Consider the following 23,430-nt stretch of genomic DNA (forward strand, 5'->3'; position numbering starts at 1 on the left):
AGAAAATTATGAAACAAAGTTTACAAACAGCTTTTTCTTGTTCTTCTTTTCTTCTCTCCTATCCCGAACTAGGGTGGAGAGAAGCTTTAACTGAATTGCAAGAAGAGGTTGAAACAATAGAACAGGAAGACGTTAAAGCGTCACTTACAGGCTTTATAAAGCAAGCGCTAGATAAAACGAATGATCAACTCATTGATAGTTACGTATATACATTCGATTTTGGGAAGAAAACAAATATGTATCTTACTTATATGAACACTGGTGAACAAAGAGAAAGAGGTATTGAATTACTAGAGTTAAAACAACATTATAAAAAATCAGGTTTTAGCGTAACAGATAAAGAACTACCTGACTATTTACCACTTTTACTTGAGTTTTTTGCAAATGCAAATGAGCAAGACAGTGAACCAATTATGAGTAAATACACGGAAAATATACAAGCATTACATGTTCAATTAAAAGAAGCGGGTAGTATGTATGAACCAATTCTTGCGTCTGTGCTACTCGCTATCGAAACATGGGGTGTACAGACAAATTAGAAAGGAGCGTTGTCAAAATGATGGATCAATTTCTTTGGGTATTGTTTCCCTATATCATTTTTGCGATCTTTATCGGTGGACATATTTTTAGATACAACTATGATCAATTTGGATGGACATCAAAATCTAGTGAACTATTAGAAAAGAAGATGCTCCGGGTCGGAAGTCTATTATTCCACTTTGGGATCATGTTCGTAATTGGCGGCCATGTTATGGGGATTTTAATTCCAGAAGCTGTATATCGTTCAATAGGTATTTCTGAGCATATGTATCATGTAGTAGCAATTAGTTTTGGGCTTCCGGCAGGTATTGCTTCTATTATCGGTTTAATTATATTAACGTACCGCCGTGTAACAGTAAAGCGTATCATTGCAACGAGTACAAAGGGAGATTATATTGCGCTTATTTTATTACTTATCGTAATGCTAGCAGGACTTTCTTCAACATTTTTAAATATAGATTCAAAAGGATTTGATTATCGTACAACGATTGGCCCTTGGTTCCGAAGTCTCTTTATTCTCCAACCGAAAGTTGAATATATGATGGAAGTACCAGTATGGTTTAAAATTCATATTCTTGCAGGAATGGGTTTATTCGCAGTATGGCCATTTACAAGACTTGTACATGTATTTAGTGCCCCAATTAAATATGTAAGCCGTAGTTATGTAATTTACAGAAGACGTATTCCTAATGAGTTGAAAAAATAATACTGCTGTAAACGGATAGGAGCTAATGGTTAAAACGAAACGAGGTCTAATATGGAAGGCCTCGTTTTTGTTTATATAGGGAATAACCGTTAATAAGTAGCTTAAATTGAAAAAAGATTAGCATCTAAATAAGATGCTAATCAATGCTACAAACAGAGGCAGAGCAATCTTCACAAGCAATTTCACATTTTAAAAATTGTAAATCGTGGATTGTAATCTTTCCTTTATGAATAGAAATTGTACCTTGCTTTTTTAATTCATTTAACATTCGATTTACACTTTCACGTGAAGTTGCACAGAAATTAGCAAGTTCTTGATTCGTTAATGGTAAATCGATGAGAATCCCATTTTCTTTTAATACACCGTAACTATTTGTCATTCGTATAAGAGTAGAATACAGGGCACCTTTTTTGCCGTGTAATACTAAATCTCGGAACTTCGTTTGCATTCTTCTTAAATGTTCACTAATCCATTTCATAAATTCAAATACAAGTGCGGGTTTTTGGAGCAATGCTTTTTCTAAGGTTTCACGCTTTATAACCCCTACTTCAACATCTTCAAGGCATTTTGAATTTAATAAATACTTCGCATTGTCCGTGAATAATGTTAATTCTCCAATAATGTCGTATGCCGAACAAATACGGAGTGTTAATTCTTGCCCGTCAGCACTTAATTTACTAATTTGTACTTTTCCTGAGTGGATGATATAGAGCTCTGTTGCCTCCATACCTTCTTGAAAAATAAAACTACCTTTTTTAATTTGCATTTTATATTCAACAGATGCAAGTAATTCTTTTAAATCTTGAGATAATGTCATACTGTTTGCCACAGTGATCACCTTTCTTCTTATAAGCAATACATTTCCTATTTTGAGTGTAAGTATGATGAAAATGCAAGAGCTATTTTAAAAATACATTGAAATTTCAATGACCGTAAGGGGAAGTGATTTTCAATTTTTAGTTTGAAAAATTCAATAGACAAAGTGGATGAGATTAAAGATGTGAACAAAATTCGAACGGATTTGTGAAGAATTTTTGAATGGGGAAAGTAATGTGAGAAAAGTCACATTGAATATGTAGCTTCTTTTTTATAATGAAGGCAAATAAAAAAATGAAAGCTTACTAAGGATTACAGCAGAAAAGAAGGGATATAGATGCACGAGAACATGAAAGATTCTTTAGAACGTCCACTTCAAGATTTACGTATTTCAGTTATTGATCGTTGTAATTTTAGGTGTACATACTGTATGCCTGCTGAAGTGTTCGGACCTGATTACGCTTTTTTACAGGAAGAGCTTTTATTAACGTTTGATGAAATAGAAAGATTAGCGAGATTATTTATAAGTCTGGGAGTCAATAAAATTAGGCTTACTGGCGGTGAACCGTTATTGCGTAAAGACTTACCGATGTTAATTGCAAGACTTGCAAAGCTAGAAGGCTTAAAAGATATTGGACTCACAACAAACGGTATTCATTTAGCAAAACAAGCAAAGGCGTTAAAAGAAGCGGGATTAAAACGTGTAAATATTAGTTTAGATGCGATAGAGGATTATGTCTTCAAAAAAATTAATGGACGAAATGTAAATACAAAACCTGTACTGAAAGGAATTGAAGCAGCAAAGGCTGCTGGATTAGAAGTAAAGGTAAATATAGTCGTAAAAAAAGGAATGAATGATAGTCAAATTCTTCGTATGGCTCGTTATTTTAAAGAACAAGACATTCAGCTCCGTTTTATAGAGTTTATGGATGTGGGCAGTACAAACGACTGGAACTTTGAACAAGTTATTACGAAGGAACAATTAATAGAGAAGATTAATCGCGTATATCCAGTTGAGCCCGCTCAGCCTCGTTACTTTGGAGAAGTTGCGAAATTGTATCGATATGTAGGGAGCGATGCAGAAGTTGGGTTTATTACTTCAGTATCTGAGTCATTTTGTTCTTCTTGTACGAGAGCTCGTATCTCGGCAGATGGCAAGTTTTTCACGTGTCTATTTGGAACGAAAGGAACGGATTTGCGAACGCTTCTTCGAGGAAATATTTCTGATGCATCACTATTAAAAATTTTACAACATACATGGCGATATAGAACAGATCGATATTCAGATGAAAGAACGGCGGAAAGTACAAATCAACGTCCAAAAGTTGAAATGTCCTACATTGGCGGATAGTGAGAGGAGGATTCCCTATGCAAGAGCGATATGCAAGGCAAATATTGTTTTCTGGAATTGGTGAAATAGGACAAAGAAAAATAAGAGAAAAGCATGTGCTCCTAATTGGTGCAGGTGCATTAGGAGCTGCGAATGCAGAAACACTCGTTAGGATGGGAATTGGGAAATTGACAATCGCTGACCGTGACTACGTGGAATGGAGTAATTTACAGCGGCAACAGTTATACATAGAAGAAGATGCGCAGCAATGCAAACCGAAAGCAATTGCAGCGGCAGAACATGTAAGGAAGATTAATTCTGAAGTAAAAATTGTACCAGTTGTAACGGATGTCACAATGCAAGAAATAGAAGAGTTAACAAAAGAAGTGGATCTCATCATAGATGCGACTGACAATTTCGATACGCGCCTACTTATAAATGACATTTCACAAAAAGAAAATATACCTTGGATATATGGTGGATGCATTGGAAGTTACGGTGTAACGTATACAATTCTTCCTGGGAAAACACCATGTTTTCGCTGTCTAATGGATCATCCTATGGGCGGTGCAACATGCGATACAGCCGGAATCATTCAGCCAGCTGTACAAATGGTCGTTGCTCACCAAGTAACAGAGGCGATGAAAATATTGGTGGATGATTATGAGTCGTTAAGAGGAACGATGTTATCATTTGATATTTGGAACAATCAATATCTTTCATTAAAAGTAAATAGACAGAAAAAAAGTACATGTCCATCTTGTGGGAAATCACGAACGTATCCAAGTCTAGCATTTGAAGCGCAGATGAAAACGGAAGTGCTATGCGGACGGAATACAGTTCAAATCCGTTCAGGAATAAAGAGAGATCTTAATTTAAACGAAATTCAAAAACGATTACAAAAAAGTGTACATGTCCAAAAAACGCCTTACTTACTATCATTTCTAATTGATGAATATCGTTTCGTTTTATTTACAGACGGTAGGGCATTTATTCATGGAACAAATGATGTGAAAATAGCAAAACGATTATACGCAAAATATATAGGATGAACAGAAAGAGCGTTGCCCCTTATTAAAACGAGGTGAAAAAGAATGTTAGAAAAACGTATACCAATTCCGGTGGCAGAAGCAGTGGCACGTGTAATGAAATACGCTCATCAAGGTGAAATAGAAAAGGTTTCTCTTATAGAAAGTTACGGAAGAATTCTTGGAGAAGATGTTATTGCAGATCATGATGTCCCTCACTTTGATCGCTCTCCATACGACGGGTTTGCGATTCGAGCAGAAGATACAAAAGAAGCGAGTAGTAGTAACCCCATTCAGTTTGAAGTGATTGGCGAAATTGGAGCAGGTTTTGTTTTTCCAGAAGAAGTGAAACCATTTCAAACTGTCCGTATTATGACAGGTGCCGCAATTCCAGCCGGATGTAATGCAGTTGTTATGTTAGAGCTAACTGAAGGATTTGAAGAAAGTGAAAAGACTTATATGAAATTGAAACGCTCCTTTATTGCTGGGGATAACATTTCTTTTAAAGGTGAAGATGTAAAACAAAATACCATCCTTGTGAAAAAAGGGACTGTTATTAACCCTGGAGTAGTGGCGCTTCTTTCTACGTTTGGTTATAGTACCGTTTACGTTGTAAAACAGCCGGTTATCGGAATTGTAACGACAGGAAGCGAACTGCTTGAAGTACATGAACAATTAAAGCCAGGGAAGATTCGAAATAGTAACTCCTATATGATAGCTGCTCAAGTTGAACGAGCGGGCGGAGTTGTACAGTATTATGGACAATTCGCTGACGATTTTGAGACGTGTTATAACACTGTGAAAAAAGCGATAAAAGAAGTCGATATTTTAATTACAACTGGTGGCGTTTCGGTAGGAGACTATGACTATTTACCTGCTATTTATGAGGAATTACGAGCTAATGTGCTTTTCAACAAAATAGCGATGCGACCAGGAAGTGTGACAACTGTAGCTGAGCTAGAAGGAAAACTATTATTTGGTCTATCTGGTAATCCTTCAGCTTGTTATGTCGGTTGTGAATTATATGTTCGGCCAGTCATTGGAACATATTTGCATAGAAAAGATTCGCACGTATATCGTACAGAGGCAATATTACAGAAAGACTTTCTGAAAGCAAACCCATTTACTCGTTTTGTACGAGGGAAAGTGGAAATTGTAGATGGAACATTGCAAGCTACACCAGTTGGTTTAGACAAATCTAGTGCAATTTCTTCACTTGCAGGGGCGAATGCATGTATCGTCCTGCCAGGAGGAACGAGAGGATTTAAAGCAGGAATAACTGTCTCGGTACTGTTATTAGAATCAAGCGCCGGAAGTGAGTGGCCGTGGGAAGAACCACTTCGATCATACAAATAATAGAAAAATAGATTGCTAACTTATACAAAGATAAGAGGTGCAAGATGGCACATACGTATTATGAAGTAATTGATACACCTATTTCAATTGAAGAAGTTACAAACAAAGTAATTCGTCGTGAATGTGGCGCAGTTGCGACTTTCATTGGTACTGTTAGAGAATTTACGAAAGGCCGTCGTACGCTATATTTAGAGTATGTAGCATATAAGTCAATGGCGGAGAAACAGCTTAAGAGAATTGGCACCGAAGTAGGAGAGATGTGGCCTGGGACAAATGTCGCCATTACACATCGCATTGGTACATTACAAATTTCTGATCTTGCTGTTGTCGTCGCTGTTTCTACACCACACCGGAAAGCTGCCTATGAGGCGAACGAATATATTATGGAGCGTATAAAACAAATTGTTCCAATATGGAAGAAAGAGTTTTGGAAAGATGGTGAGTCATGGATAGGTGATCAGTTAGAGAAGGTAGCGTATGCAAATGGTGAGCCTGGAAAGGAGATGAGAATATGATTGAAGTACTATTATTTGCACATTTACAAGAAGAAGTAAGTAAGTCAGCATTACACATAGGTTGTGAAAATATTACGGTTGCTGAACTAAAGGAAGTCCTTATTACGAAATACAACGTAGCAATTTCAAGTGAGATAATGGTCGCTATAAATGAAGAGTATGCAAATGAGGATGATATCATTCAAACTGGCGATGTCATAGCGATGATTCCGCCAGTAAGTGGTGGTTGATTCTTTTCAGCCTAATCATGTTAGGACGTGATTAGGCTGGAGGGAATGAATATAACTATGCATACATAGGAGGGAACAGGATGAAAGGTCCTAATTTTCAATTAAGTTTACAAACTTCTAATCTAGTTATCGGTTTTATGGTATGGGTTATTTTATCATCATTAATGCCTTATATTAAAGCGGATATTCCATTAACTGCGGGACAAATTTCTATGGTAACAGCAGTACCGGTTATTTTAGGTTCTGTTCTTCGTATTCCAATTGGCTATTGGACAAATCGTTTCGGAGCAAGAAAATTATTCTTTATTAGTTTTATTCTATTATTATTTCCTGTCTTTTATATTAGTGTTGCCAATTCTATGATGGATTTAATTATTGGTGGATTATTTGTAGGAATTGGTGGAGCTGTATTCTCAGTAGGGGTAACTTCTTTACCAAAATACTTTCCGAAAGAGAGCCACGGTTTTGTAAATGGTATTTACGGTGTCGGTAACGCCGGAACAGCAATCACTTCGTTTTTAGCACCTGTTATCGCAACTTCAGTTGGTTGGAGAACGACAGTACAATGTTATTTAGTTTTACTTGCAGCATTTGCACTTATGAACTTTTTATTAGGTGATCGTAAGGAGAAAAAGGTGAATACACCATTAATGGAACAAATAAAAGGTGTATATAAAAATGAAAAACTTTGGTTTTTATGTATCTTTTACTTTTTAACATTCGGATCATTTGTCGCATTTACAGTATACTTACCAAACTTTTTAGTATCTCACTTCGGATTAGAAAAAGTAGATGCAGGTATGCGGACAGCCGGATTCATTGTACTCGCAACAATTATGCGCCCGATTGGTGGTTGGCTCGGTGATAAGTTTAATCCATTTAAAATATTAATCTTCGTATTTATCGGTTTAACACTTTCAGGTATTATTTTATCATTTATGCCTAGTATGAACGTGTATACATTTGGTTGCCTACTAGTCGCATTTTGTGCAGGGATTGGAAATGGTACAATCTTCAAACTCGTTCCAATGTACTTCTCAGAACAAGCCGGTATTGTAAATGGGCTCGTTTCAGCTTTAGGCGGACTAGGAGGATTCTTCCCGCCACTAATTTTAACATTACTATTCCAATTAACAGGTCATTATGCAATTGGATTTATGGCGTTATCAGAAGTCGCACTTGCTTGTTTAATCATTACAGTATGGATGTATAGCCAAGAGAAATTGTTAGTGATGTTAAAGAATCATTAATAAGGAAAAAGAACCATCCCAAAGTATTTTGGGATGGTTCTTTTAGTAATAGGCTTCAACATGTTTTTATTGCTATCTCAACAAACGCTTGTTTTCTATAAGAATGTGCTTTTAAAATGAAAAACAGAAGGTTGATGGAATTTTATTTTAAAATATAGATGTCAAAAGTTATTTAATTAAAGGGCAGATTAGTTAAGGAAATCTTAAATCTATTCTAAAGATCGAACTCATTTTTAGAATGCAAATATTTAATTGAATCGGGATGTTTAGATGAAAAAAATATAAGTCCACTCAAGATAAACAAGTATCAGGTGTGTTAGGTGACTCAAGCGACAAGTATGGAATTGATGTAAGTATTCTTCGCATAGTAACTGCAGTATCAGATTTTTTTAGGGCAAGATTTTTTGGTAAGGCTAACGGATATTGTGAAAAAAGTACACTTAAACTAAAGAATACAGTTTAGTTCAATAAGATAAAGTTATGAATTTGTATAAATAATCTATAATTTTCTTTATGAGTCATATTTGATATGTTAAAGAAAAGAGAGCGTTTAATCCAACTAAAATATATGTAGAATGAGGTTTTAAATGATTATTTTTATTATATTAGACGTAATATTACCAATATTAATATTGCTGTTAATTGGTGCAATTTTACAAAGGAAGTTCCAATTTAACTTAAAGCAGCTATCTACACTTATTACTTATTGCTTGATGCCAGCGGCTGTATTTATGAATATATATGATATTAGTATAGAGACAGGTTTGTTGCTCCAGATAATATACTATTTAATGCTTTATAGTTTGAGTCTGATCATAGTAAGTCATTTCATTTCAAAAACATTAAAGTTAGAAAAAGGAGAAAGTGCAGCTCTAAAAAATAGTATTTCGTTAATGAATTCCGGTAATTATGGATTACCAGTAAGTCAATTGATTTTCAGTCACAATCCAGTGGGGGTTTCCATTCAAATTTTTATTGTGATTTTCCAGAATCTTTTAACTTATTCATATGGGATATATAACTTACTATCAGCAACAAAAACAATCGGAAGTATTATTCAATCATTTCTAAGACTGCCTGTACTTCATGCGCTTGTATTAGGGGTTCTCTTTCAATCTTTTAAAATTCAAATACCTAATTCTATCTTTCTACCTCTTAATCAGCTTGCGAATAGTTTTGTTGCAATAGCAATCATATTGCTAGGAGCGCAATTATCTAACATTAAGCTTAATTTTTTCCATCGAGTCATAACATGGGCTTTAATTGGAAGGTTACTGATGGGACCATTATTAGCACTTGCCATGATCTATCTACTAAACATTGATGGTATTGTTGCACAATCATTATTTATTGCAAGTTCTTTTCCTACTTCAAGAAATACATCAACCATTGCTATGGAGTATCAAATAGAACCTGAATTACATGCACAAATCGTTTTATTTTCAACACTTTTCAGCATTATTACAGTAACTGTCGTTATTTATTTGTCATATATTTTGTTTTGAATATACGTGCAAAAACGATTAGATTTGAGGCGGTAAATGATGGACGGAAATCCCATCGATATGAGAAGAAAACAGTCTTAGATATATTGGGTGTCGTTTACAATTGTACCATGTCTGATCATCAAGCAGTTTAATTCAAAAAAAGGAAACGCATTAGGGGCTATTTCGGATGCAAATCTTTAAAGCATCTACATATAGACTTGCGAAAAAAGACACAATTTCGCTTATAATTGACGTTACATGAGCTTAGTTTGATAGCGATGGGGTGGGAGTGTCAAGTAAGAATTTTTTCTTTATTGATTTTATGCGGTTTTTCCGCAAAATTGTAACTAAGGAGGGATTCCAAGTTGAGTAAACAGAATATCAGCACAACAGTTTCAGGAGATATAATTGTTACCCATCTAGTTGGAAATATAAAAACAGATGATGTGTATGAATGGTTTAATGGTTTTGAGCAGGTTTGTCAGCAATTCATTTCTGAAGGGCGGAAATACAAATTGTTGGTGGATAGAAAAGGATACACGCCAAATCATTTTTCTGTTCAAAAAGTATGGAAAGAGAAGTTCTTCAATGAAATCATTTTGAATAACAGTAAGGCAATTGCATTTCTCCTTGAAGAGGGGGAGATAATGGATTATTTACAACAATCTAATACGAAAGAATCTGTGAGATTTTTTGATGATTATGAACAAGCGCTAATTTGGTTGAATGAATATCCAATATAAAACCTGTATTGAAGCAGTTGCTCTCAAGCAACTGCTTTTTTTGTCCGTAATTGTTGCCGTTATTTTTCTTCACAGATTCTTGTTCAATTGTTTGTCTGATCCTAAAAAGCGAAACTAAAGCAAAAGGAACAAACGCCTCTAAAAAACGTTTGTTCAAAGTTAATTACTATTTTAGCTAAGTGATAGATTACATTTTATGAGTACAAGAAAGCTTGTTTATAAGTTTAGGAAATATAGATGTTAGTTCCTGCTTCAAATGCTTCGTAAACGATGGATCTTTACCTGAAGTTGAAATAGTGACAACATATTCATCATGTCGGATGACACCAGGTGTGTGAAACGATGATTTTGTACCATCACTTACGACGTTAACCCACTGGAAATCATGGGCGGCCTGTTTGACCATCATATTTACAGCATGTTGATTTGTAGCTGCATAAATAAGATGAGCATCTTTAATATCATTATTACTAAAAGCTTTTTGCTTCCAAGTAATATAAGGAAGTTCCTTCATTTCCTCGCAAATTTCTGGGCTGATAACGGTGACAAAAGCGCCTGTATCCTTTAATCCGGACGCTTTTCGATATGCGATTTTACCACCACCAACTATAACGACCACTTTTTTATTTAAATTAAACATAAGAGGGTACATGTTATACATATATGCATTCCTCCATTCGTTCTAATAATGTTAACTTCATGTATCTATCAAACTGAAGACAGTTACAAGTTGTAACGTGATCGTATTTGTTTGCATGCAATTTAATTTTTTGAAGTAATAATCCGGTAAAGAGAAGGTACGGCATGACATATACATGGGATGAAGTCGATGTTATAGCCTTGAGCTCAGCAGTAAAAGAGGGAGTTCCTTTCGTTAAAAAGGAGCACGATACTGGCATACTGAGTTTTCGTTCGACGGCTGCTCCGATTTGTTGTAATTCATGTAACGGCTGTGGATCACTACTGCCTCTCCCTACGAGTAAAACACTACTACCTTGCATTGGCATAGTTTCACGTATTCTTTTTACTACAAGTTCAACCATATGTGGATGTGTACTAAAAGGTTGTACAACTGAAAATGTTATATGTGGATATTGCTTTTGTATTTTCTCTATCTCAAAAGGAATATCACGTTTATAGTGAGCTGCTGCAAATAATAAAACAGGTACAATCATTATTGCAGTTGCACCCTCTAGTATTGCTTCTGTAACTGCATCCGAAATGGTAGGTGTCGTTAGTTCTAGGAAAGCTATTTTTTGAATCTGTTCGTTACGTTCTTTTATAACAGATTGAATAAAGTGAATGAATTGTTCGTTACCTTTTTGCAAGCGGCTCCCGTGTCCAACATATACAATTCCTTTCATCGTACCACCAAATCTTTCTTCATAATCATGTCTTGTAATTGCTCATCTACATTATGAAAACCGACTTTATTCGCATAGTGTAAAGTTGGAACGTCGGTATACGAGAATGGGAGAGTAAGAATATTGATAAAGCCTAGGCGTTTTATTTCTGCTAGAAACGTATCAATAGAAGCACGACCTTCAAATACAATGCTGTCCCATGAGAATTCAGAAAGCATACGGGAATGAATTTCATCGAAGCGATGATCAATTGTGTACTCATGAGTCATCATATAGGAACCAGCACCAATTTTTTCTTGAATAACAGCAATTCGGTTAATGTTTCGTCCTAAATAAATCGTTGAATTCGAAGAAAATTGCGCAGGTTTACTTAACAATCCATATTGCATAAGCTTTTCTTGAATAGAAAGGTTCATATACTGAAGCTCTGCCTGTAAGGAGCGAATATCTTTATGATATTTACTACATGATTGCACTAAGATGTCTACACTCTCAGCGGAACAAAATACAAGACGATCAACGTTAAAAATCTTATTAATTTGTTCAGAGGTTAATGTGTATTCTTTCTTTTGGAAAATTGGAATTTGATATATTTCTGCACCGGACTCTTGTAACATTTGCTTTATTGCGCTTTTTTTATTCGTTGCAGATGCAAGTAAAACTTTCTTGCCGTGCAATGGTTTACGTTCTTTCCAAGCGATTTGATTCCGTAAAGTAACAACATCACCAACAATTGTCATAGAAGGGTTAGAAATATTTTCGTCTTTGACGATAGAAACAATGGTGGACAGTGTCCCTGTGACTACACGTTGTTTACCAGTTGTACCCCATTCAATGACGGCTACTGGTGTATCTTTTTTCTTTCCTGCTTGTAGTAAGTTTTCACAAATTGTAGGTAAGTTTTTTATACCCATGTAGTAGGCGATCGTGTCGCTATTATAGGATGAATTATATTTTTCATGATCGGTTAAAGGGCCTTTTGCATGCCCAGTTAATAAAGTGATGCTATTACTGTAGTTACGGTGGGTGAGGGGGATACCTGCATAGCTACTAGCGGCGATGCTAGATGTAATACCTGGTACGATTTCATATGGAACGTTCGCTGCTGCTAAAGTTTCTGCTTCTTCACCAACGCGGCCAAAAATAGATGGATCTCCGCCCTTTAATCGGACAACGATTTTTCCTTCTTGTGCGAATTGAAGGAGGTGGGCGTTAATCATTTCTTGTCGCATAATATGATTCTTTGGCATTTTGCCGCAATACATAAGTTCACATGTTTCTTTTGTATAACTAAGAAAGAAAGGGTTTAATAAACGGTCATATAAAACGATATCTGCACGCTTTAAACAATCTATCGCTTTCTTTGTAATAAGCCCTTCATCACCTGGTCCTGCACCAACTAAATATACATATCCGTTCATAATCGCACCTCTTCTATTTTTATGTAAAAGGAAGCCAGAGGAGGCTTCCTTTCGTAAATTACATGTTTATATAAATGTCACCATCAATAACTTCTACTTCGTATGTTTGGATACAGCCGTCATCAGGTTTTTGCACTTCACCTGTTAGTAATGAAATTTTCCAATCATGCAGTGGACAAAAGACGAATTCTCCAGATACAATTCCTTCTGCTAACGGTCCGTTTTTATGAGGACAACGATTTTCTACAGCTCGAATATCTCCATTTGAAAGGCGGAATAGGGCGATAGACATACCATTCATTTGCACCTCTTTACCGATTTGAATAGGAAGGTCTTCCGCACGCATAACTTTTATTTTTTCTTTCGTTTGTATCATATAGATCACAGCTCCTTATTTCACAGTTTCTACTTCATACATCGCTTTTAATGATTTCGTTTCTAGTGCTTGTCCCCATGCTTCTTTATATGTGCCACGAGCTTTTTGGAAACGTTCATTTAACTTAGTGACCATATTTGCATCTTGCAGTATTTCTTTTATGTGATCGAAGCCTAAACGTTCTGTCCAGTAGGCAGTACGCTCTCCATAAATACCAGTTTCACGATAATATTGCATATAAGCTGTAGCGATGCGAAGGACATCATCTTCAGTAGGGACAATCATTACAAAATCAGCTTCGCGTACTTCCGTACCACCATTTCCGCCAATATAAAGTTGGTATCCATTTTCGACACAAATAACGCCAAAATCTTTCGTCAGTACTTCCGCACAGTTACGCGGACAGCCCGTTACACCCATCTTCATTTTATGAGGTGTATCTACCATTTCTAATGATTGTTCAAGCAACATACCAAGTCCTAATGAATCTTTCGTACCGAAACGGCAGAAGCGAGAACCAACACATGATTTTACATTACGAAGCGATTTTGAATATGCATATCCCGAAGTCATATGTAAGTCAGCCCATACGTTAGGTAAATCTTGCTTCTTAACACCATATAAGCCGATTCGGCTTGCACCTGTAATTTTCACAAGAGGAACATCGTACTTTTTCGCAACTTCAGCAATTTTCATTAAATCATCAGCTGTTGTAACGCCTCCGTACATGCGTGGAATAACAGAGAATGTACCATCGTGCTGGATGTTACCATTCATTCTTTCATTAACGAAACGGGACGATTTATCATCTTCATATTCTTCTGGAATCGCCATACGTAAATAGTAGTTTAAAGCAGGACGACATTTTGAACAGCCTTCTTCATGTATAAAACCAAGAACATTTCGTACTTCTTTTGGAGATTTTAAGCCTTTCTCGTGAATGGCCGCTACGACTTCATCACGGGATAAAGTTGTACATCCACACATACCGGCAGATTGCGCTGAGGCATCAAAAGCATCTCCAAGTGTATGAGATAAAACTTGTTCCACAAGCGGACGGCATTTACCACAAGAACCTGCGGCTTTCGTACAGCCCTTAACTTCTTCAAAAGTCGTTAACTCTTGTTCTAAAATGGCGTGAACGATTGTACCTTTCGTAACACCATTACATCCGCAAATCGTGTCATCCGCACTCATTGTAGCAACGTCAAGTGCACTTTCTTCACCAGCTTTGTGGAGAAGGGAAGCGGCTGTATATTCTTGTATATCCTCTTCTTTCTTTAACATGCTAAAGAGGCGGGTACCGTCAGCTGTGTCACCATATAAAACGATACCGACGACTTTATTGTCACGAATTAATACTTTTTTATAGGAACGTTTACATTCATCAAAGATGGATATTGCTTTCGTTTGGTCATCTTCATAAATTTGGCCAGCAGAGAATAAATCACAACCTGCAACTTTTAATTGTGTACCGACGATACTGCCCGTATATCCATCAGTTTGTAAATTCGTTATATGTTTTGCTAATATCGCACCTTGTTCATAAAGAGGAGCAACAAGTCCATATGCGATACCGTCATGTTCTGCACATTCTCCAACTGCATAAATAGATTCATCATTTGTTAGCATATAGTCATTGACTACAATACCGCGATTTACAATTAAACCAGCATCTTTTGCTATTTGCGTATTTGGGCGTATTCCGACAGCCATTACGATTAAATCACAATCTACAACTTCACCATCTTCAAATTGAATGCCCTCAACATGGTCTGTACCAAGAATTTTTACAGTTTTCTTTTCCATTAGAAATTGCATGCCTTGCGCTTCTAAATCTTCGCGTAATAGAGAAGCTGCTTTGGCATCTAGTTGTTGCTCCATTAAGCTTGGCATTAAATGAACGACATATACGTCCATTCCTAAATCAATAAGACCTCTTGCAGCTTCTAAGCCAAGTAATCCACTACCAATGACAACAGCCTTTTTCTTTTCATTAGCGGTATCAATCATAAATTGTGTATCTTCAATAGTTCGAAATCCTGTTACGCCAGGAAGAGTAGAACCTTCAACGGGCAAAATAAAAGCACTAGAACCTGTTGCGATAATTAGTTTGTCATATGTAAGAGTACGATTTTTTTCTGTGATAATTATTTTTTCTTCTCGGTTAATACTTTGAACCCTTTCATCTGTATACAAAGTTATTTCATTTTCCTCATACCAACTATATTCATTCATAATGATATCTTGCATATTTGTTTTGCCTTGTAAAACATGAGAGAGCATAATGCGATTGTAGTTTGGATGTGGTTCATCTCCAAAAATAGTAATCTCATATGAATCACTATCATGTTTTAATATTTCTTCCATACAACGTATGCCAGCCATACCATTTCCGATCATAACTAAACGTTTTTTCATTTTCGTTTCCCCTTTTTATGTGAAGTGTTGAACAAAGGATTATATTTCTATTATAGAAAATTTAAAAAGAGGGAGATGTGATATTTATCACATTTTTACAATGATTCACAAATTGTTAAAATTCGGACTTATTCGAGAGGGATGTGTATATTCTTTACCAAATGAAAAAACAGGACATAAGTATTTACTTACACTCATGTCCTGCACTTAATTTACACTCTCGTAATTGCACGTGGAAATAAAATGTTATTTTCTAAATGAATATGCTCAAATAAATCAGACTCTAGTGCTTCAAGGCGTTGGTAAACAAGTCGATAAGTGCCGCAAGCTCCTTCTGGAGGAGTAAAGTCATTTGTAACTTTACGAAGCTCTTTAATAATGTTGCCTGCGTGGTTATGTTCATTTTCCAACTCATCTACTACTTTACGTAACTTCACATAGTTTTCTTCAGTTGGATTTTGTTCAAATTCTAAAATTAATGGAAAATCTTCTGTTTCTTCTTTAATTAAATGTTGTTCTAGTTCCATCTTTAGTTCATGAAATAGCTTATGAATTTGAGCTAAATGAGGCTGACTTGCCCCATGAACACGTAATACTTTTGTCACATACGGACTTAATTGTGGCAACTCTTCATTTAAATAGCGATGATGCTTATTTATAACATAATCAATCAATTCGCGATAAGAAGCATTTTTCCAATCAATTTCAGATTCATTTAATCGTTTCATATTATTATAAAGCGTATTTAACTCTGTAAGCACTTCAGTAGCTGATAAATTTCTTTCATGAATTGCATCAATAAGCGGTTTATTGCCACCACAACAAAAATCTATTCTATATGATTTAAAAAAATCACTAGCTTTCGGGAATTGTGTAACGATCTCACCGACAATAGAAGTTTCAGTAAATGTATGTTTCATATGAACGCCTCCATAAAGTTTGAATGTAATTACTAAATTAAGAATAGCGATAAATGAAAATCAATGTGGTGATTGAAATCACTTATTATGTGTCATTTTTGAGAATAATAGTATGAAATTTATTTAAGAACACATCTAAATAAGAGAAAGGGATATTAAATGTAAGGCATTACAGTAAAAAAAGAAGCTTTTACTAAGCTTCTTTTTTATTACTATTATTCGCATGCAACTCCATCGCCGTCTCTATCTAGTTTACGACTATATCCTGGTTGATCTTTATATAGAGGAGCTTTCCCCGCAGCTCTAACTGCATCACAATTTTTGTAATATGCACTACTAGTATTTCCTGAGGTAGGTTGTGTTTGAGTTTGCTGTGCTTTTTGCTCTTCTTGTTGCTTACGAGCTTGTTCATCAGCCTGACGTTTTTGCTCTTCTTGTTGCTTACGAGTTTGTTCATCAGCCTGACGTTTTTGTTCTTCTTGTTGTTTACGAGCCTGTTCATCAGCTAGACGTTCTTCATCCTCTTGCTTACGAGCTTGTTCCTCGGCTTGACGTTTTTCATCTTCTTGCTTACGAGCTTGTTCCTCGGCTTGACGCTTCTCATCTTCTTGCTTTTGAGTTTTTTCGTCAGCCTCTTTCTTTTCTAGTTCTTTTTTCTTTTCGCTATCTTTTTGTTCTTCATTGTTAGAGGCAACTTTTGTACTAGTTGCTGTCGTTTTTTCAGAAGAAGGAGCTGAAATACCTAATAGCGCAACAAAAATGACAAATAATACGGCTGTAATAATAAATTGTTTTTTTGCTACACCTGTTTTCTTAATAACAGATAATATTGCAAGTACAAGGAAGAATATAAATAGAATGAAACTTAAAATAGCAAAAAATTCGATGACTGGGTGTTCAGATTTTGTTGTACCAGTCACTATTAATATAATTGAAATCATAAAAAGAATAACGGTAGGACGTCCATATTGTTTTGCTTTTCCATTTTTTTTAAAGAATGAAATGATACATAAGATTAAAAGAATAAAAGCAATAAAAAATAAAGCTACACCAATATTACTCAAAATCGCCATTTTCATACCTCCATTTGTAAGATTTTTCTTATTGATTATATAGGAACTTATTGGATATTACACGTTTTATATAAATTTAGAAAATTAATATTTTTACTAGACTTATAAACATTTATTTGCATATAAGGGAAAATAGATATATTTACTATTACTTTTTGAAAGAGATTTCATAAATTATAGTATATCGATTGAAAGGAGGAGATTTGAATGGAATTTCAATTGTTGGTAACTTGTATATTACAAGAAGGTAATGCTTACTTTTTAGTAACGAAGGTAGACGATGTTATTACATTAAAAGTACCGATTACTGCGGGAGTAGCAGGTTTATTTTTAGCTTTAGGTGTACCAAGATGTTCTTAATTTAAATATCTATAATAGAAGAGGAAGGGACATGCCTTTCTCTTCTATTATTACATAATATAATTATGTAAACTTTAATATCATATTTGTGATAGCACGTTTGAAATGGACATGCATATACTATAATGTTTCATTGGATGTTAGGGGTGGAAGGTAGTTTTAATAAGTGCATCCAGTGATGTTTTTAAGCTATGAAAATAAAAGAGGTGCTATTATATATGAAAAGAAAAACATTTGATATTCCAGTTACATTGCGAAGAGAGTGGTTTTTAATAGAGTTAGCTCATTTAACGAAAAAATATGGAATTGAAATTGCAACTAGCAAAATGGGTGCTGCACCGTTTTTAAGAGATCAAGTTACAGAATCAAAGATAGGGAAAGGGTTACAATACGATAAATATGATGATGAGTATATAATTGAAAATTAAAGGGTAACAACAAAATTAAATTAATTTATAACAAAATATAAAATAAAGCAGATTCTAAATATAGAATCTGCTTTATTATGAAATACTTCTAGTCAACTAACCTCTTTCTAGTGTTTTTCCTACATATTTCTCTTGCGTTATTCCAAAAGATTCACGAAGAATGCGAGCATAATCTTTAGATTCTATTGGTCGTTTATTTTTGGTGCCTTTAAAGGTTTCTGTGTAATTTTTATTTGTTAACGATATGTGACCATAAGTAGTTAATTTACAAGTGATAGCCCCTTTATTAAAAGGAGATTCTTTATGCTCTACAATCACTTTTTGAATGTTATTCACTTTTTTCTCATCTATTGGATCTAAAGTGAAAGCATAACCTATTTTCCATTCATTTGAAGGTTCAGATTGTAAGAAACTTGTAGATTCTCCGTTAGCTCCTTTTCTCATTTCTAAAATATGCGTACCTTTTCGAGTATTTCGTTTACGAATTCGATATTCTCCTGTTTGAGAGGAGATGGCTTCTCCTTTAAAAGGGACTGGATGTAAAGGGAGATGAGATGCAAAACCTGCATCCACAACATAATCTTTATTCTCATGACTTAATATGATAATGACATGACCATCATCGGGCTTCCATTTATTATCGTAAAGATCATAAACAGTACCGGCTACTTTGTATACTTGAAACCCACAATCAATTAAAAAATAATACAATAAGGAGTTTAATTCATAACAAAGTCCACCTCGTTTTTGAATAAGTAACTTTTCTATTAAGTTATCTTTTGAGATATTTTTAATAGTACCAGCCATAATATCAAGATTTTCATAGGGGAGAATCATTCCCATTTTTAATAAGATTTCATCTAAATCATCAAATGTTATTTCTTTTGCAGGAATTTTTAAGCGTTCAAAAAACTCCTTTTGTAAATTGGTCATCATAAAGTATTCTCCTTTCTTTTTACAGAATTTTCTTCTGCTCACCGATAGGTTAGTACTTCTACAAGGTTAATTCAAGTGCGCGGAAATTATCATAATATATGTTTCTGGAAATATGATTGTTTATTCGGAAATTTCAGTTTGATTTTTAATTGTAGGAAAGCCTTACAATATAGGGTCCTTTAAAATTATTTTGTATTTAATGAAAAGAAAGTACATATCTTTATTATGTTTTTAAATAACTAACTAGTAATAAAATGTTTTTTTACTAAAATTTTTTCAAGATTTGTATGCTTTATATAAACAATAATGATTTAAAAAATATCTGGATGTAGCGAAGTTAACAATTATTGAGAAACTTTTTTGTCGTATTCTATCAAAAGGAAGAGGTAGAAACAAAGAGAATAACGAGAGTTAAGGAAGAGGGTACACAACTAGTAACCTTCTAAAAATAGGGCTAACATCTTTTTAAAATCAAAGATTAGCTATTATTAAGGAAGGGAAAATATAAAATATTATAAAGAACACCTTCTTTCAAAAAAATAGGGGGAGTAATATGAGACTGATGAGAAGATATGTGGCCTTACTAATTGTATTTTTTATCATGGCTCCAACGATTAGCACAAATGTACAGGCAGAAGTTGTAAAAGAGCTTGGAAAGGGGTTTCCTGACACAGAAGTATTTACACCTGGGGAATGGTTTTTAGGCCAAAAACCTGCTAATTATGATGAGAATAAACCACCAATTCTCTTTGTACAAGGAAGAAATGGTAATGCGGATAGTTGGTATGGAAAGACAGTATATCATGATATAAATGATATGTATGATTATGCTTTGAAAGCAGGCTATCAAACAGTGTTTATACAATTATATGATGCTGCGGGGAAAGGTTCGGCTAGTCAGTGGGATAACGGAAAACTGTTAGCACAAAAACTTGAAGAAATATATAATCATTTCGGTAAAAAAGTTAATATTGTAGCGCATAGTAAAGGTGGTATTGATACACAAGCCGCATTAGTTGAATATGATGCGAATCGATTTGTTGGAAATGTTATTACACTTGCTACACCGCATCACGGCTCAAATTTAGCAGATTTGTCATATAGTTGGTGGGCAGGGTGGCTTGCTTCTATATTAGGTCAAAAAGATGATGGTACGTATTCGTTACAAATAGGTGAAATGGCAAAGTTTCGTTCAACAATAGATAATAACCCAGCAGCTAAATTAAACCGTTACTATACGGCTACTGGGACTAGCTGGGGGCCAACATTTTCTGCATTATCTATGGGGGGGGTATATTTATCATCGTACGGTTCAAATGATGGACTAGTAAATGAATGGAGTGCGAAGCTGCCGTATGGTACACATTTATTTACAGATTCCAGATTTGATCATGACAATATAAGAAAAGGATCAGCTGTTTTTGCACGAATTGAACCATATTTACGTACGACAAATGTGGGGTTACCAGCTTTAGTAGCATCCAGCACTAGTTCAAATGAAAATCTAGAACAATTAAATACAACTTCAAATCAAAATATTTTAGGAGGCGAATTACCACAAAATCAGTGGATAGAGCAAAGTATTGCTGTTGATAAAAAGGCTGAAGGAATAGTTTCTGTACTAACTGCTTCTTCTGATGTAGAAGTACAAATGGTATCTCCAAAAGGAAAAATCTATGAAAACAAAGATAGCGTTATAACTACTAGTGAAGGCGAATCTTTCTTTAATGGGGCGACAATTAGAACATTTAAGTTTGATAAATTGGAAGTAGGCGAATGGAAAATCAAAATGATGGCGAAGCAGTCGAAAGATGCATATTTAATTGTAAGCGATTACAAGAATGACGCACCATTTGTTCTTCAAATACCTACAAAAGTTAAAGTAAATAAACCTGAGTATAAACTGAAAAAATCACCAGTGGCACCTGAAATGAAAGGGGATCTTTCCATAACAGTAAGAGTCGTTAATAAAGAAGGTAAGTTAGTCTCTGAATTTAATGAATTACAAAATGTTAATACGAATACATTTACAGGCGCTTTGAAAGATATAAAACAACCGGGAGTATATAACGTTACGATGGATATAAAAGGGATGAATAAAGAAGGAAAACCATATAATCGTACGATTGTTAAGTCGGTTTATGTAGAGAAATAAGGAAGCATAAATAAGTGCAGAAATCTTGTGTTAGAAGGAATTCTGCACTTTTTTATGTGAGAAGAGATAATAGAAGTCGAAGAAACTGTTATCCAATAAAAAAGGTGCTGAAATAGCATCTGAATGTGAAGAAATAATATTAACTTAGTTTTGTAACTGTTAATTCAACTGAATTTATACCATTGTCACAAGTTACAATACTTTGACGATTAAAGCCACTATTATTTCTAAGTTGAAGAGTTGAATTAGCTGGCACTGTAACAATCGTTTCGCCAACGAGTTGAAGACATTCGTCATTTGATGAAGTATTCATTTGAATAGCGAAGTCACCTTGACTATTAGCAAGTGGATTGTTATTTAAAAATATAGTTATGACTGGGATATGTGGAAATACAGGATTTAAAGTAGTATTAATACTGGAAATGAACGAAACTCTATAATCACCAGCTTGTCTAAATTGTATAGTAGTAGGGTTTAGTAAGGAAACGCCTCCTGCTAAAGGTCCAACGTGATTAAATGGAAAAGGGTTGCCAAAAGGAACAGTTATAAATTCAGTTTGCCAAAAAGTTCCGTATGCAGGACAGCTTCGTTTATGTGAATGGTCACATGAACATTTTTTATTTGAACTGGAAGAAGATTTGCATGAGCATTTTTTATACGAGTTTGAAGAATGATAGTATGAACCCAATATATTACCTCCTATTCTTAATAAATTTAAAACACATAATAGTTTATGAAAATGAATCACAATTGGCGTGTATGCTTGTACTATAAAAGGAGATAGATTTGGAATATAAAGTGGTCAAATGATGAAATGTAGTATTGGGGTATTACCTTTAACACTTTTTGAAGATGATAAGGTTCATAATTTGATAGAAAAATGAATGGGATTTCTAAATGGATTGAAGTAACGAGGAAACGTTTATCCCGCTATTTTCCGAGCAGTAAGACTCCCACCTCAAAATTCAGCGAAAGCAAAGAAGTTAGGTGGGGATGAACAAAACCCCCACTGATTAAAGTTTCACTTTACTCTATTAATTGTATGTATATTAGATTATTTAGTTTATTTTTTTATTTGCGTAGCTGAGCAGGTATATGTCAGAAAATATAGAATAAATGTACATATGAAGCATCGTTTGTTTTTGGTGTGAATAGTAATTAAAGATACGCTAAAATATTTAAAATTGTAACGAAAGAGAGATTAAATAATAGAAGGAGCAACTTACATGGAAAATATATTAAAGGTATCTTCAAAATCAAGCCCAAATTCAGTCGCAGGTGCAATAGCAGGAGTACTAAGAACAAGTGGTAATGTGGAAATTCAAGCGATTGGGGCTGGAGCTATAAATCAAGCGATTAAAGCAATTGCGATTGCAAGAGGGTTCGTCGCTCCAAGTGGTATTGACTTAGCCTTTGTTCCAGCATTTCAAGAGATTTCTATCAATAATGAAGAGAGAACAGCGATTAAATTAATTATAGGCCCTAGAAAGAAAAGGTCTTAGTAGAAGAGAGTGTTACTATAAGGGGAAAAGGCCAATAGACTTCCCAGGTTAGATACGTTATTTTATGTAACCGATCCTTGGGTGTGGACACGGCATTATACCGGACTCATGTCTGTTAATTTCTCCTTAAATTTAGCGCGTGTTCTAGATACTTAAAAATGCCAAATCCTTTGTGATATAAGGGATTTGGCATTTTTGATGTTTTTAAAAATAAACAACCTTAAAACTGCTCATTTAGAAGATTTAGTTTTAGTAGCGGCCATTGAACGTTTTTATGATAGTTTACCTGATAAATGGTCTTTCTAATTCTTGCAGCTATAGACTGTTCGTGTTGGTATCTATTCAAGTCAATTTTATTACGCTCCATAACCTTTGTTTTAATTTGATTCAGTGTTCCTGCTCCATCTAGTTCGGTTAATATTGCTATAATTTCATCTAGCCATGAAGTGCTGTTGGACATACATATACCTCCT

The 23,430-nt window shown here is 34.7% G+C and carries 25 protein-coding genes; 14 read left to right on the forward strand and 11 right to left on the reverse strand.

What is annotated here, in order from left to right:
* Positions 1 to 8 precede the first annotated feature (8 nt).
* Positions 9 to 539: a nitrate reductase molybdenum cofactor assembly chaperone gene (narJ, locus tag JFU02_RS30115; protein ID WP_000814227.1), complete on the forward strand. Its 531-nt coding sequence runs from the start codon at positions 9 to 11 to the stop codon at positions 537 to 539.
* Between the two features lie 17 nt (positions 540 to 556).
* Entirely contained in the window at positions 557 to 1,246 is a 690-nt protein-coding gene (gene narI, locus JFU02_RS30120; protein ID WP_000969224.1) for a respiratory nitrate reductase subunit gamma, read from the forward strand.
* 136 nt (positions 1,247 to 1,382) lie between these two features.
* Here narI and JFU02_RS30125 read toward each other — a convergent pair whose 3' ends face one another.
* Positions 1,383 to 2,075: a Crp/Fnr family transcriptional regulator gene (locus tag JFU02_RS30125; protein ID WP_000013863.1), complete on the reverse strand. Its 693-nt coding sequence runs from the start codon at positions 2,073 to 2,075 to the stop codon at positions 1,383 to 1,385.
* A gap of 324 nt (positions 2,076 to 2,399) precedes the next feature.
* On the opposite strand from JFU02_RS30125, the gene moaA reads away from it, so the two are divergent.
* The 8 genes from moaA (at position 2,400) to JFU02_RS30165 (ending at position 10,001) form a co-directional block, all read left to right on the forward strand.
* The gene (gene moaA, locus JFU02_RS30130; protein ID WP_097960454.1) at positions 2,400 to 3,413 is read left to right on the forward strand and encodes a GTP 3',8-cyclase MoaA; all 1,014 of its coding nucleotides are present in this window, start codon (positions 2,400 to 2,402) and stop codon (positions 3,411 to 3,413) included.
* Positions 3,414 to 3,430: 17 nt separating this feature from the next.
* Positions 3,431 to 4,444: a molybdopterin-synthase adenylyltransferase MoeB gene (locus JFU02_RS30135; RefSeq protein WP_001158062.1), complete on the forward strand. Its 1,014-nt coding sequence runs from the start codon at positions 3,431 to 3,433 to the stop codon at positions 4,442 to 4,444.
* A 42-nt stretch (positions 4,445 to 4,486) separates the two neighbouring features.
* The gene (locus tag JFU02_RS30140; protein WP_000890797.1) at positions 4,487 to 5,776 is read left to right on the forward strand and encodes a molybdopterin molybdotransferase MoeA; all 1,290 of its coding nucleotides are present in this window, start codon (positions 4,487 to 4,489) and stop codon (positions 5,774 to 5,776) included.
* Between the two features lie 44 nt (positions 5,777 to 5,820).
* Complete coding sequence (locus JFU02_RS30145) at positions 5,821 to 6,291, forward strand: molybdenum cofactor biosynthesis protein MoaE (protein WP_000951544.1); 471 nt, start codon at positions 5,821 to 5,823, stop codon at positions 6,289 to 6,291.
* Positions 6,288 to 6,521: a molybdopterin converting factor subunit 1 gene (moaD, locus tag JFU02_RS30150; RefSeq protein WP_000573687.1), complete on the forward strand. Its 234-nt coding sequence runs from the start codon at positions 6,288 to 6,290 to the stop codon at positions 6,519 to 6,521. Before JFU02_RS30145 ends, moaD begins: the two co-directional genes overlap by 4 nt.
* An 80-nt stretch (positions 6,522 to 6,601) precedes the next feature.
* Entirely contained in the window at positions 6,602 to 7,771 is a 1,170-nt protein-coding gene (gene narK, locus JFU02_RS30155) for a nitrate transporter NarK (protein ID WP_000678170.1), read from the forward strand.
* A gap of 587 nt (positions 7,772 to 8,358) precedes the next feature.
* The gene (locus JFU02_RS30160) at positions 8,359 to 9,276 is read left to right on the forward strand and encodes an AEC family transporter (RefSeq protein ID WP_061666627.1); all 918 of its coding nucleotides are present in this window, start codon (positions 8,359 to 8,361) and stop codon (positions 9,274 to 9,276) included.
* Positions 9,277 to 9,623: 347 nt separating this feature from the next.
* Positions 9,624 to 10,001 (forward strand): hypothetical protein, encoded by a 378-nt coding sequence (locus JFU02_RS30165; RefSeq protein ID WP_000043368.1) that lies wholly within the window; start codon positions 9,624 to 9,626, stop codon positions 9,999 to 10,001.
* Between the two features lie 187 nt (positions 10,002 to 10,188).
* Here the strand turns inward: JFU02_RS30165 and JFU02_RS30170 are convergent, their stop codons facing one another.
* The 7 genes from JFU02_RS30170 to JFU02_RS30200 all read right to left on the reverse strand — a co-directional run bounded on the left by JFU02_RS30170 (position 10,189) and on the right by JFU02_RS30200 (position 17,576).
* Positions 10,189 to 10,662, reverse strand: a complete 474-nt coding sequence (locus JFU02_RS30170; RefSeq protein WP_201072060.1) for a precorrin-2 dehydrogenase — start codon at positions 10,660 to 10,662, stop codon at positions 10,189 to 10,191.
* Positions 10,655 to 11,365 (reverse strand): sirohydrochlorin chelatase, encoded by a 711-nt coding sequence (locus tag JFU02_RS30175; RefSeq protein WP_000676488.1) that lies wholly within the window; start codon positions 11,363 to 11,365, stop codon positions 10,655 to 10,657. Before JFU02_RS30175 ends, JFU02_RS30170 begins: the two co-directional genes overlap by 8 nt.
* Complete coding sequence (locus JFU02_RS30180) at positions 11,362 to 12,786, reverse strand: uroporphyrin-III C-methyltransferase (RefSeq protein ID WP_097960455.1); 1,425 nt, start codon at positions 12,784 to 12,786, stop codon at positions 11,362 to 11,364. Before JFU02_RS30180 ends, JFU02_RS30175 begins: the two co-directional genes overlap by 4 nt.
* 58 nt (positions 12,787 to 12,844) lie before the next feature.
* Positions 12,845 to 13,162 (reverse strand): nitrite reductase small subunit NirD, encoded by a 318-nt coding sequence (gene nirD / locus JFU02_RS30185; protein ID WP_000616697.1) that lies wholly within the window; start codon positions 13,160 to 13,162, stop codon positions 12,845 to 12,847.
* 15 nt (positions 13,163 to 13,177) lie between these two features.
* Positions 13,178 to 15,583, reverse strand: a complete 2,406-nt coding sequence (gene nirB / locus JFU02_RS30190; protein ID WP_201072062.1) for an NADPH-nitrite reductase large subunit — start codon at positions 15,581 to 15,583, stop codon at positions 13,178 to 13,180.
* A 212-nt stretch (positions 15,584 to 15,795) separates the two neighbouring features.
* Entirely contained in the window at positions 15,796 to 16,503 is a 708-nt protein-coding gene (gene ric, locus JFU02_RS30195) for an iron-sulfur cluster repair di-iron protein (protein ID WP_097960456.1), read from the reverse strand.
* A 215-nt stretch (positions 16,504 to 16,718) separates the two neighbouring features.
* Entirely contained in the window at positions 16,719 to 17,576 is an 858-nt protein-coding gene (locus JFU02_RS30200; RefSeq protein WP_098867545.1) for an excalibur calcium-binding domain-containing protein, read from the reverse strand.
* A 207-nt stretch (positions 17,577 to 17,783) separates the two neighbouring features.
* On the opposite strand from JFU02_RS30200, the gene exsG reads away from it, so the two are divergent.
* Both exsG and JFU02_RS30210 read left to right on the forward strand, forming a co-directional pair.
* Positions 17,784 to 17,936, forward strand: a complete 153-nt coding sequence (gene exsG / locus JFU02_RS30205) for an exosporium protein ExsG (RefSeq protein ID WP_000395679.1) — start codon at positions 17,784 to 17,786, stop codon at positions 17,934 to 17,936.
* 218 nt (positions 17,937 to 18,154) lie between these two features.
* Positions 18,155 to 18,364 carry a hypothetical protein gene (locus JFU02_RS30210; RefSeq protein WP_000824195.1) on the forward strand — a complete coding sequence of 70 codons (210 nt, stop codon included), beginning with the start codon at positions 18,155 to 18,157 and terminating at the stop codon, positions 18,362 to 18,364.
* Positions 18,365 to 18,460: 96 nt separating this feature from the next.
* Here the strand turns inward: JFU02_RS30210 and JFU02_RS30215 are convergent, their stop codons facing one another.
* Entirely contained in the window at positions 18,461 to 19,300 is an 840-nt protein-coding gene (locus JFU02_RS30215) for an arylamine N-acetyltransferase family protein (protein ID WP_000988895.1), read from the reverse strand.
* A gap of 553 nt (positions 19,301 to 19,853) precedes the next feature.
* Between JFU02_RS30215 and JFU02_RS30220 the strand changes: the two genes are divergently transcribed.
* Positions 19,854 to 21,455 carry an esterase/lipase family protein gene (locus JFU02_RS30220; RefSeq protein ID WP_097960458.1) on the forward strand — a complete coding sequence of 534 codons (1,602 nt, stop codon included), beginning with the start codon at positions 19,854 to 19,856 and terminating at the stop codon, positions 21,453 to 21,455.
* 139 nt (positions 21,456 to 21,594) lie between these two features.
* Here the strand turns inward: JFU02_RS30220 and JFU02_RS30225 are convergent, their stop codons facing one another.
* Positions 21,595 to 22,143, reverse strand: a complete 549-nt coding sequence (locus JFU02_RS30225) for a hypothetical protein (RefSeq protein ID WP_000536155.1) — start codon at positions 22,141 to 22,143, stop codon at positions 21,595 to 21,597.
* A 538-nt stretch (positions 22,144 to 22,681) separates the two neighbouring features.
* On the opposite strand from JFU02_RS30225, the gene JFU02_RS30230 reads away from it, so the two are divergent.
* The gene (locus JFU02_RS30230; protein WP_000427800.1) at positions 22,682 to 22,957 is read left to right on the forward strand and encodes a stage V sporulation protein S; all 276 of its coding nucleotides are present in this window, start codon (positions 22,682 to 22,684) and stop codon (positions 22,955 to 22,957) included.
* A gap of 220 nt (positions 22,958 to 23,177) precedes the next feature.
* On the opposite strand, the gene JFU02_RS30235 is transcribed toward JFU02_RS30230, so the two are convergent.
* Positions 23,178 to 23,417 carry a hypothetical protein gene (locus JFU02_RS30235; protein WP_000071988.1) on the reverse strand — a complete coding sequence of 80 codons (240 nt, stop codon included), beginning with the start codon at positions 23,415 to 23,417 and terminating at the stop codon, positions 23,178 to 23,180.
* Positions 23,418 to 23,430: the final 13 nt, after the last annotated feature.

The organism is Bacillus sp. TH13 (assembly GCF_016651175.1).
Taxonomy (GTDB): Bacteria; Bacillota; Bacilli; order Bacillales; family Bacillaceae_G; genus Bacillus_A; species Bacillus_A thuringiensis_S.

Bases quoted from the DNA above. Each gene is read 5' to 3' on its own strand.
- JFU02_RS30135 (WP_001158062.1), top strand. From the start codon at position 3,431: ATGCAAGAGCGATATGCAAGGCAAATATTGTTTTCTGGAATTGGTGAA.
- JFU02_RS30140 (WP_000890797.1), top strand. From the start codon at position 4,487: ATGTTAGAAAAACGTATACCAATTCCGGTGGCAGAAGCAGTGGCACGT.
- narI (WP_000969224.1), top strand. From the start codon at position 557: ATGATGGATCAATTTCTTTGGGTATTGTTTCCCTATATCATTTTTGCG.
- moaD (WP_000573687.1), top strand. From the start codon at position 6,288: ATGATTGAAGTACTATTATTTGCACATTTACAAGAAGAAGTAAGTAAG.
- JFU02_RS30145 (WP_000951544.1), top strand. From the start codon at position 5,821: ATGGCACATACGTATTATGAAGTAATTGATACACCTATTTCAATTGAA.
- JFU02_RS30200 (WP_098867545.1), bottom strand. From the start codon at position 17,576: ATGGCGATTTTGAGTAATATTGGTGTAGCTTTATTTTTTATTGCTTTT.
- narJ (WP_000814227.1), top strand. From the start codon at position 9: ATGAAACAAAGTTTACAAACAGCTTTTTCTTGTTCTTCTTTTCTTCTC.
- nirB (WP_201072062.1), bottom strand. From the start codon at position 15,583: ATGAAAAAACGTTTAGTTATGATCGGAAATGGTATGGCTGGCATACGT.
- JFU02_RS30220 (WP_097960458.1), top strand. From the start codon at position 19,854: ATGAGACTGATGAGAAGATATGTGGCCTTACTAATTGTATTTTTTATC.
- JFU02_RS30215 (WP_000988895.1), bottom strand. From the start codon at position 19,300: ATGATGACCAATTTACAAAAGGAGTTTTTTGAACGCTTAAAAATTCCT.
- JFU02_RS30230 (WP_000427800.1), top strand. From the start codon at position 22,682: ATGGAAAATATATTAAAGGTATCTTCAAAATCAAGCCCAAATTCAGTC.
- nirD (WP_000616697.1), bottom strand. From the start codon at position 13,162: ATGATACAAACGAAAGAAAAAATAAAAGTTATGCGTGCGGAAGACCTT.
- exsG (WP_000395679.1), top strand. From the start codon at position 17,784: ATGGAATTTCAATTGTTGGTAACTTGTATATTACAAGAAGGTAATGCT.
- JFU02_RS30180 (WP_097960455.1), bottom strand. From the start codon at position 12,786: ATGAACGGATATGTATATTTAGTTGGTGCAGGACCAGGTGATGAAGGG.
- ric (WP_097960456.1), bottom strand. From the start codon at position 16,503: ATGAAACATACATTTACTGAAACTTCTATTGTCGGTGAGATCGTTACA.
- narK (WP_000678170.1), top strand. From the start codon at position 6,602: ATGAAAGGTCCTAATTTTCAATTAAGTTTACAAACTTCTAATCTAGTT.
- moaA (WP_097960454.1), top strand. From the start codon at position 2,400: ATGCACGAGAACATGAAAGATTCTTTAGAACGTCCACTTCAAGATTTA.
- JFU02_RS30170 (WP_201072060.1), bottom strand. From the start codon at position 10,662: ATGTATAACATGTACCCTCTTATGTTTAATTTAAATAAAAAAGTGGTC.
- JFU02_RS30210 (WP_000824195.1), top strand. From the start codon at position 18,155: ATGAAAAGAAAAACATTTGATATTCCAGTTACATTGCGAAGAGAGTGG.
- JFU02_RS30235 (WP_000071988.1), bottom strand. From the start codon at position 23,417: ATGTCCAACAGCACTTCATGGCTAGATGAAATTATAGCAATATTAACC.
- JFU02_RS30160 (WP_061666627.1), top strand. From the start codon at position 8,359: ATGATTATTTTTATTATATTAGACGTAATATTACCAATATTAATATTG.
- JFU02_RS30175 (WP_000676488.1), bottom strand. From the start codon at position 11,365: ATGAAAGGAATTGTATATGTTGGACACGGGAGCCGCTTGCAAAAAGGT.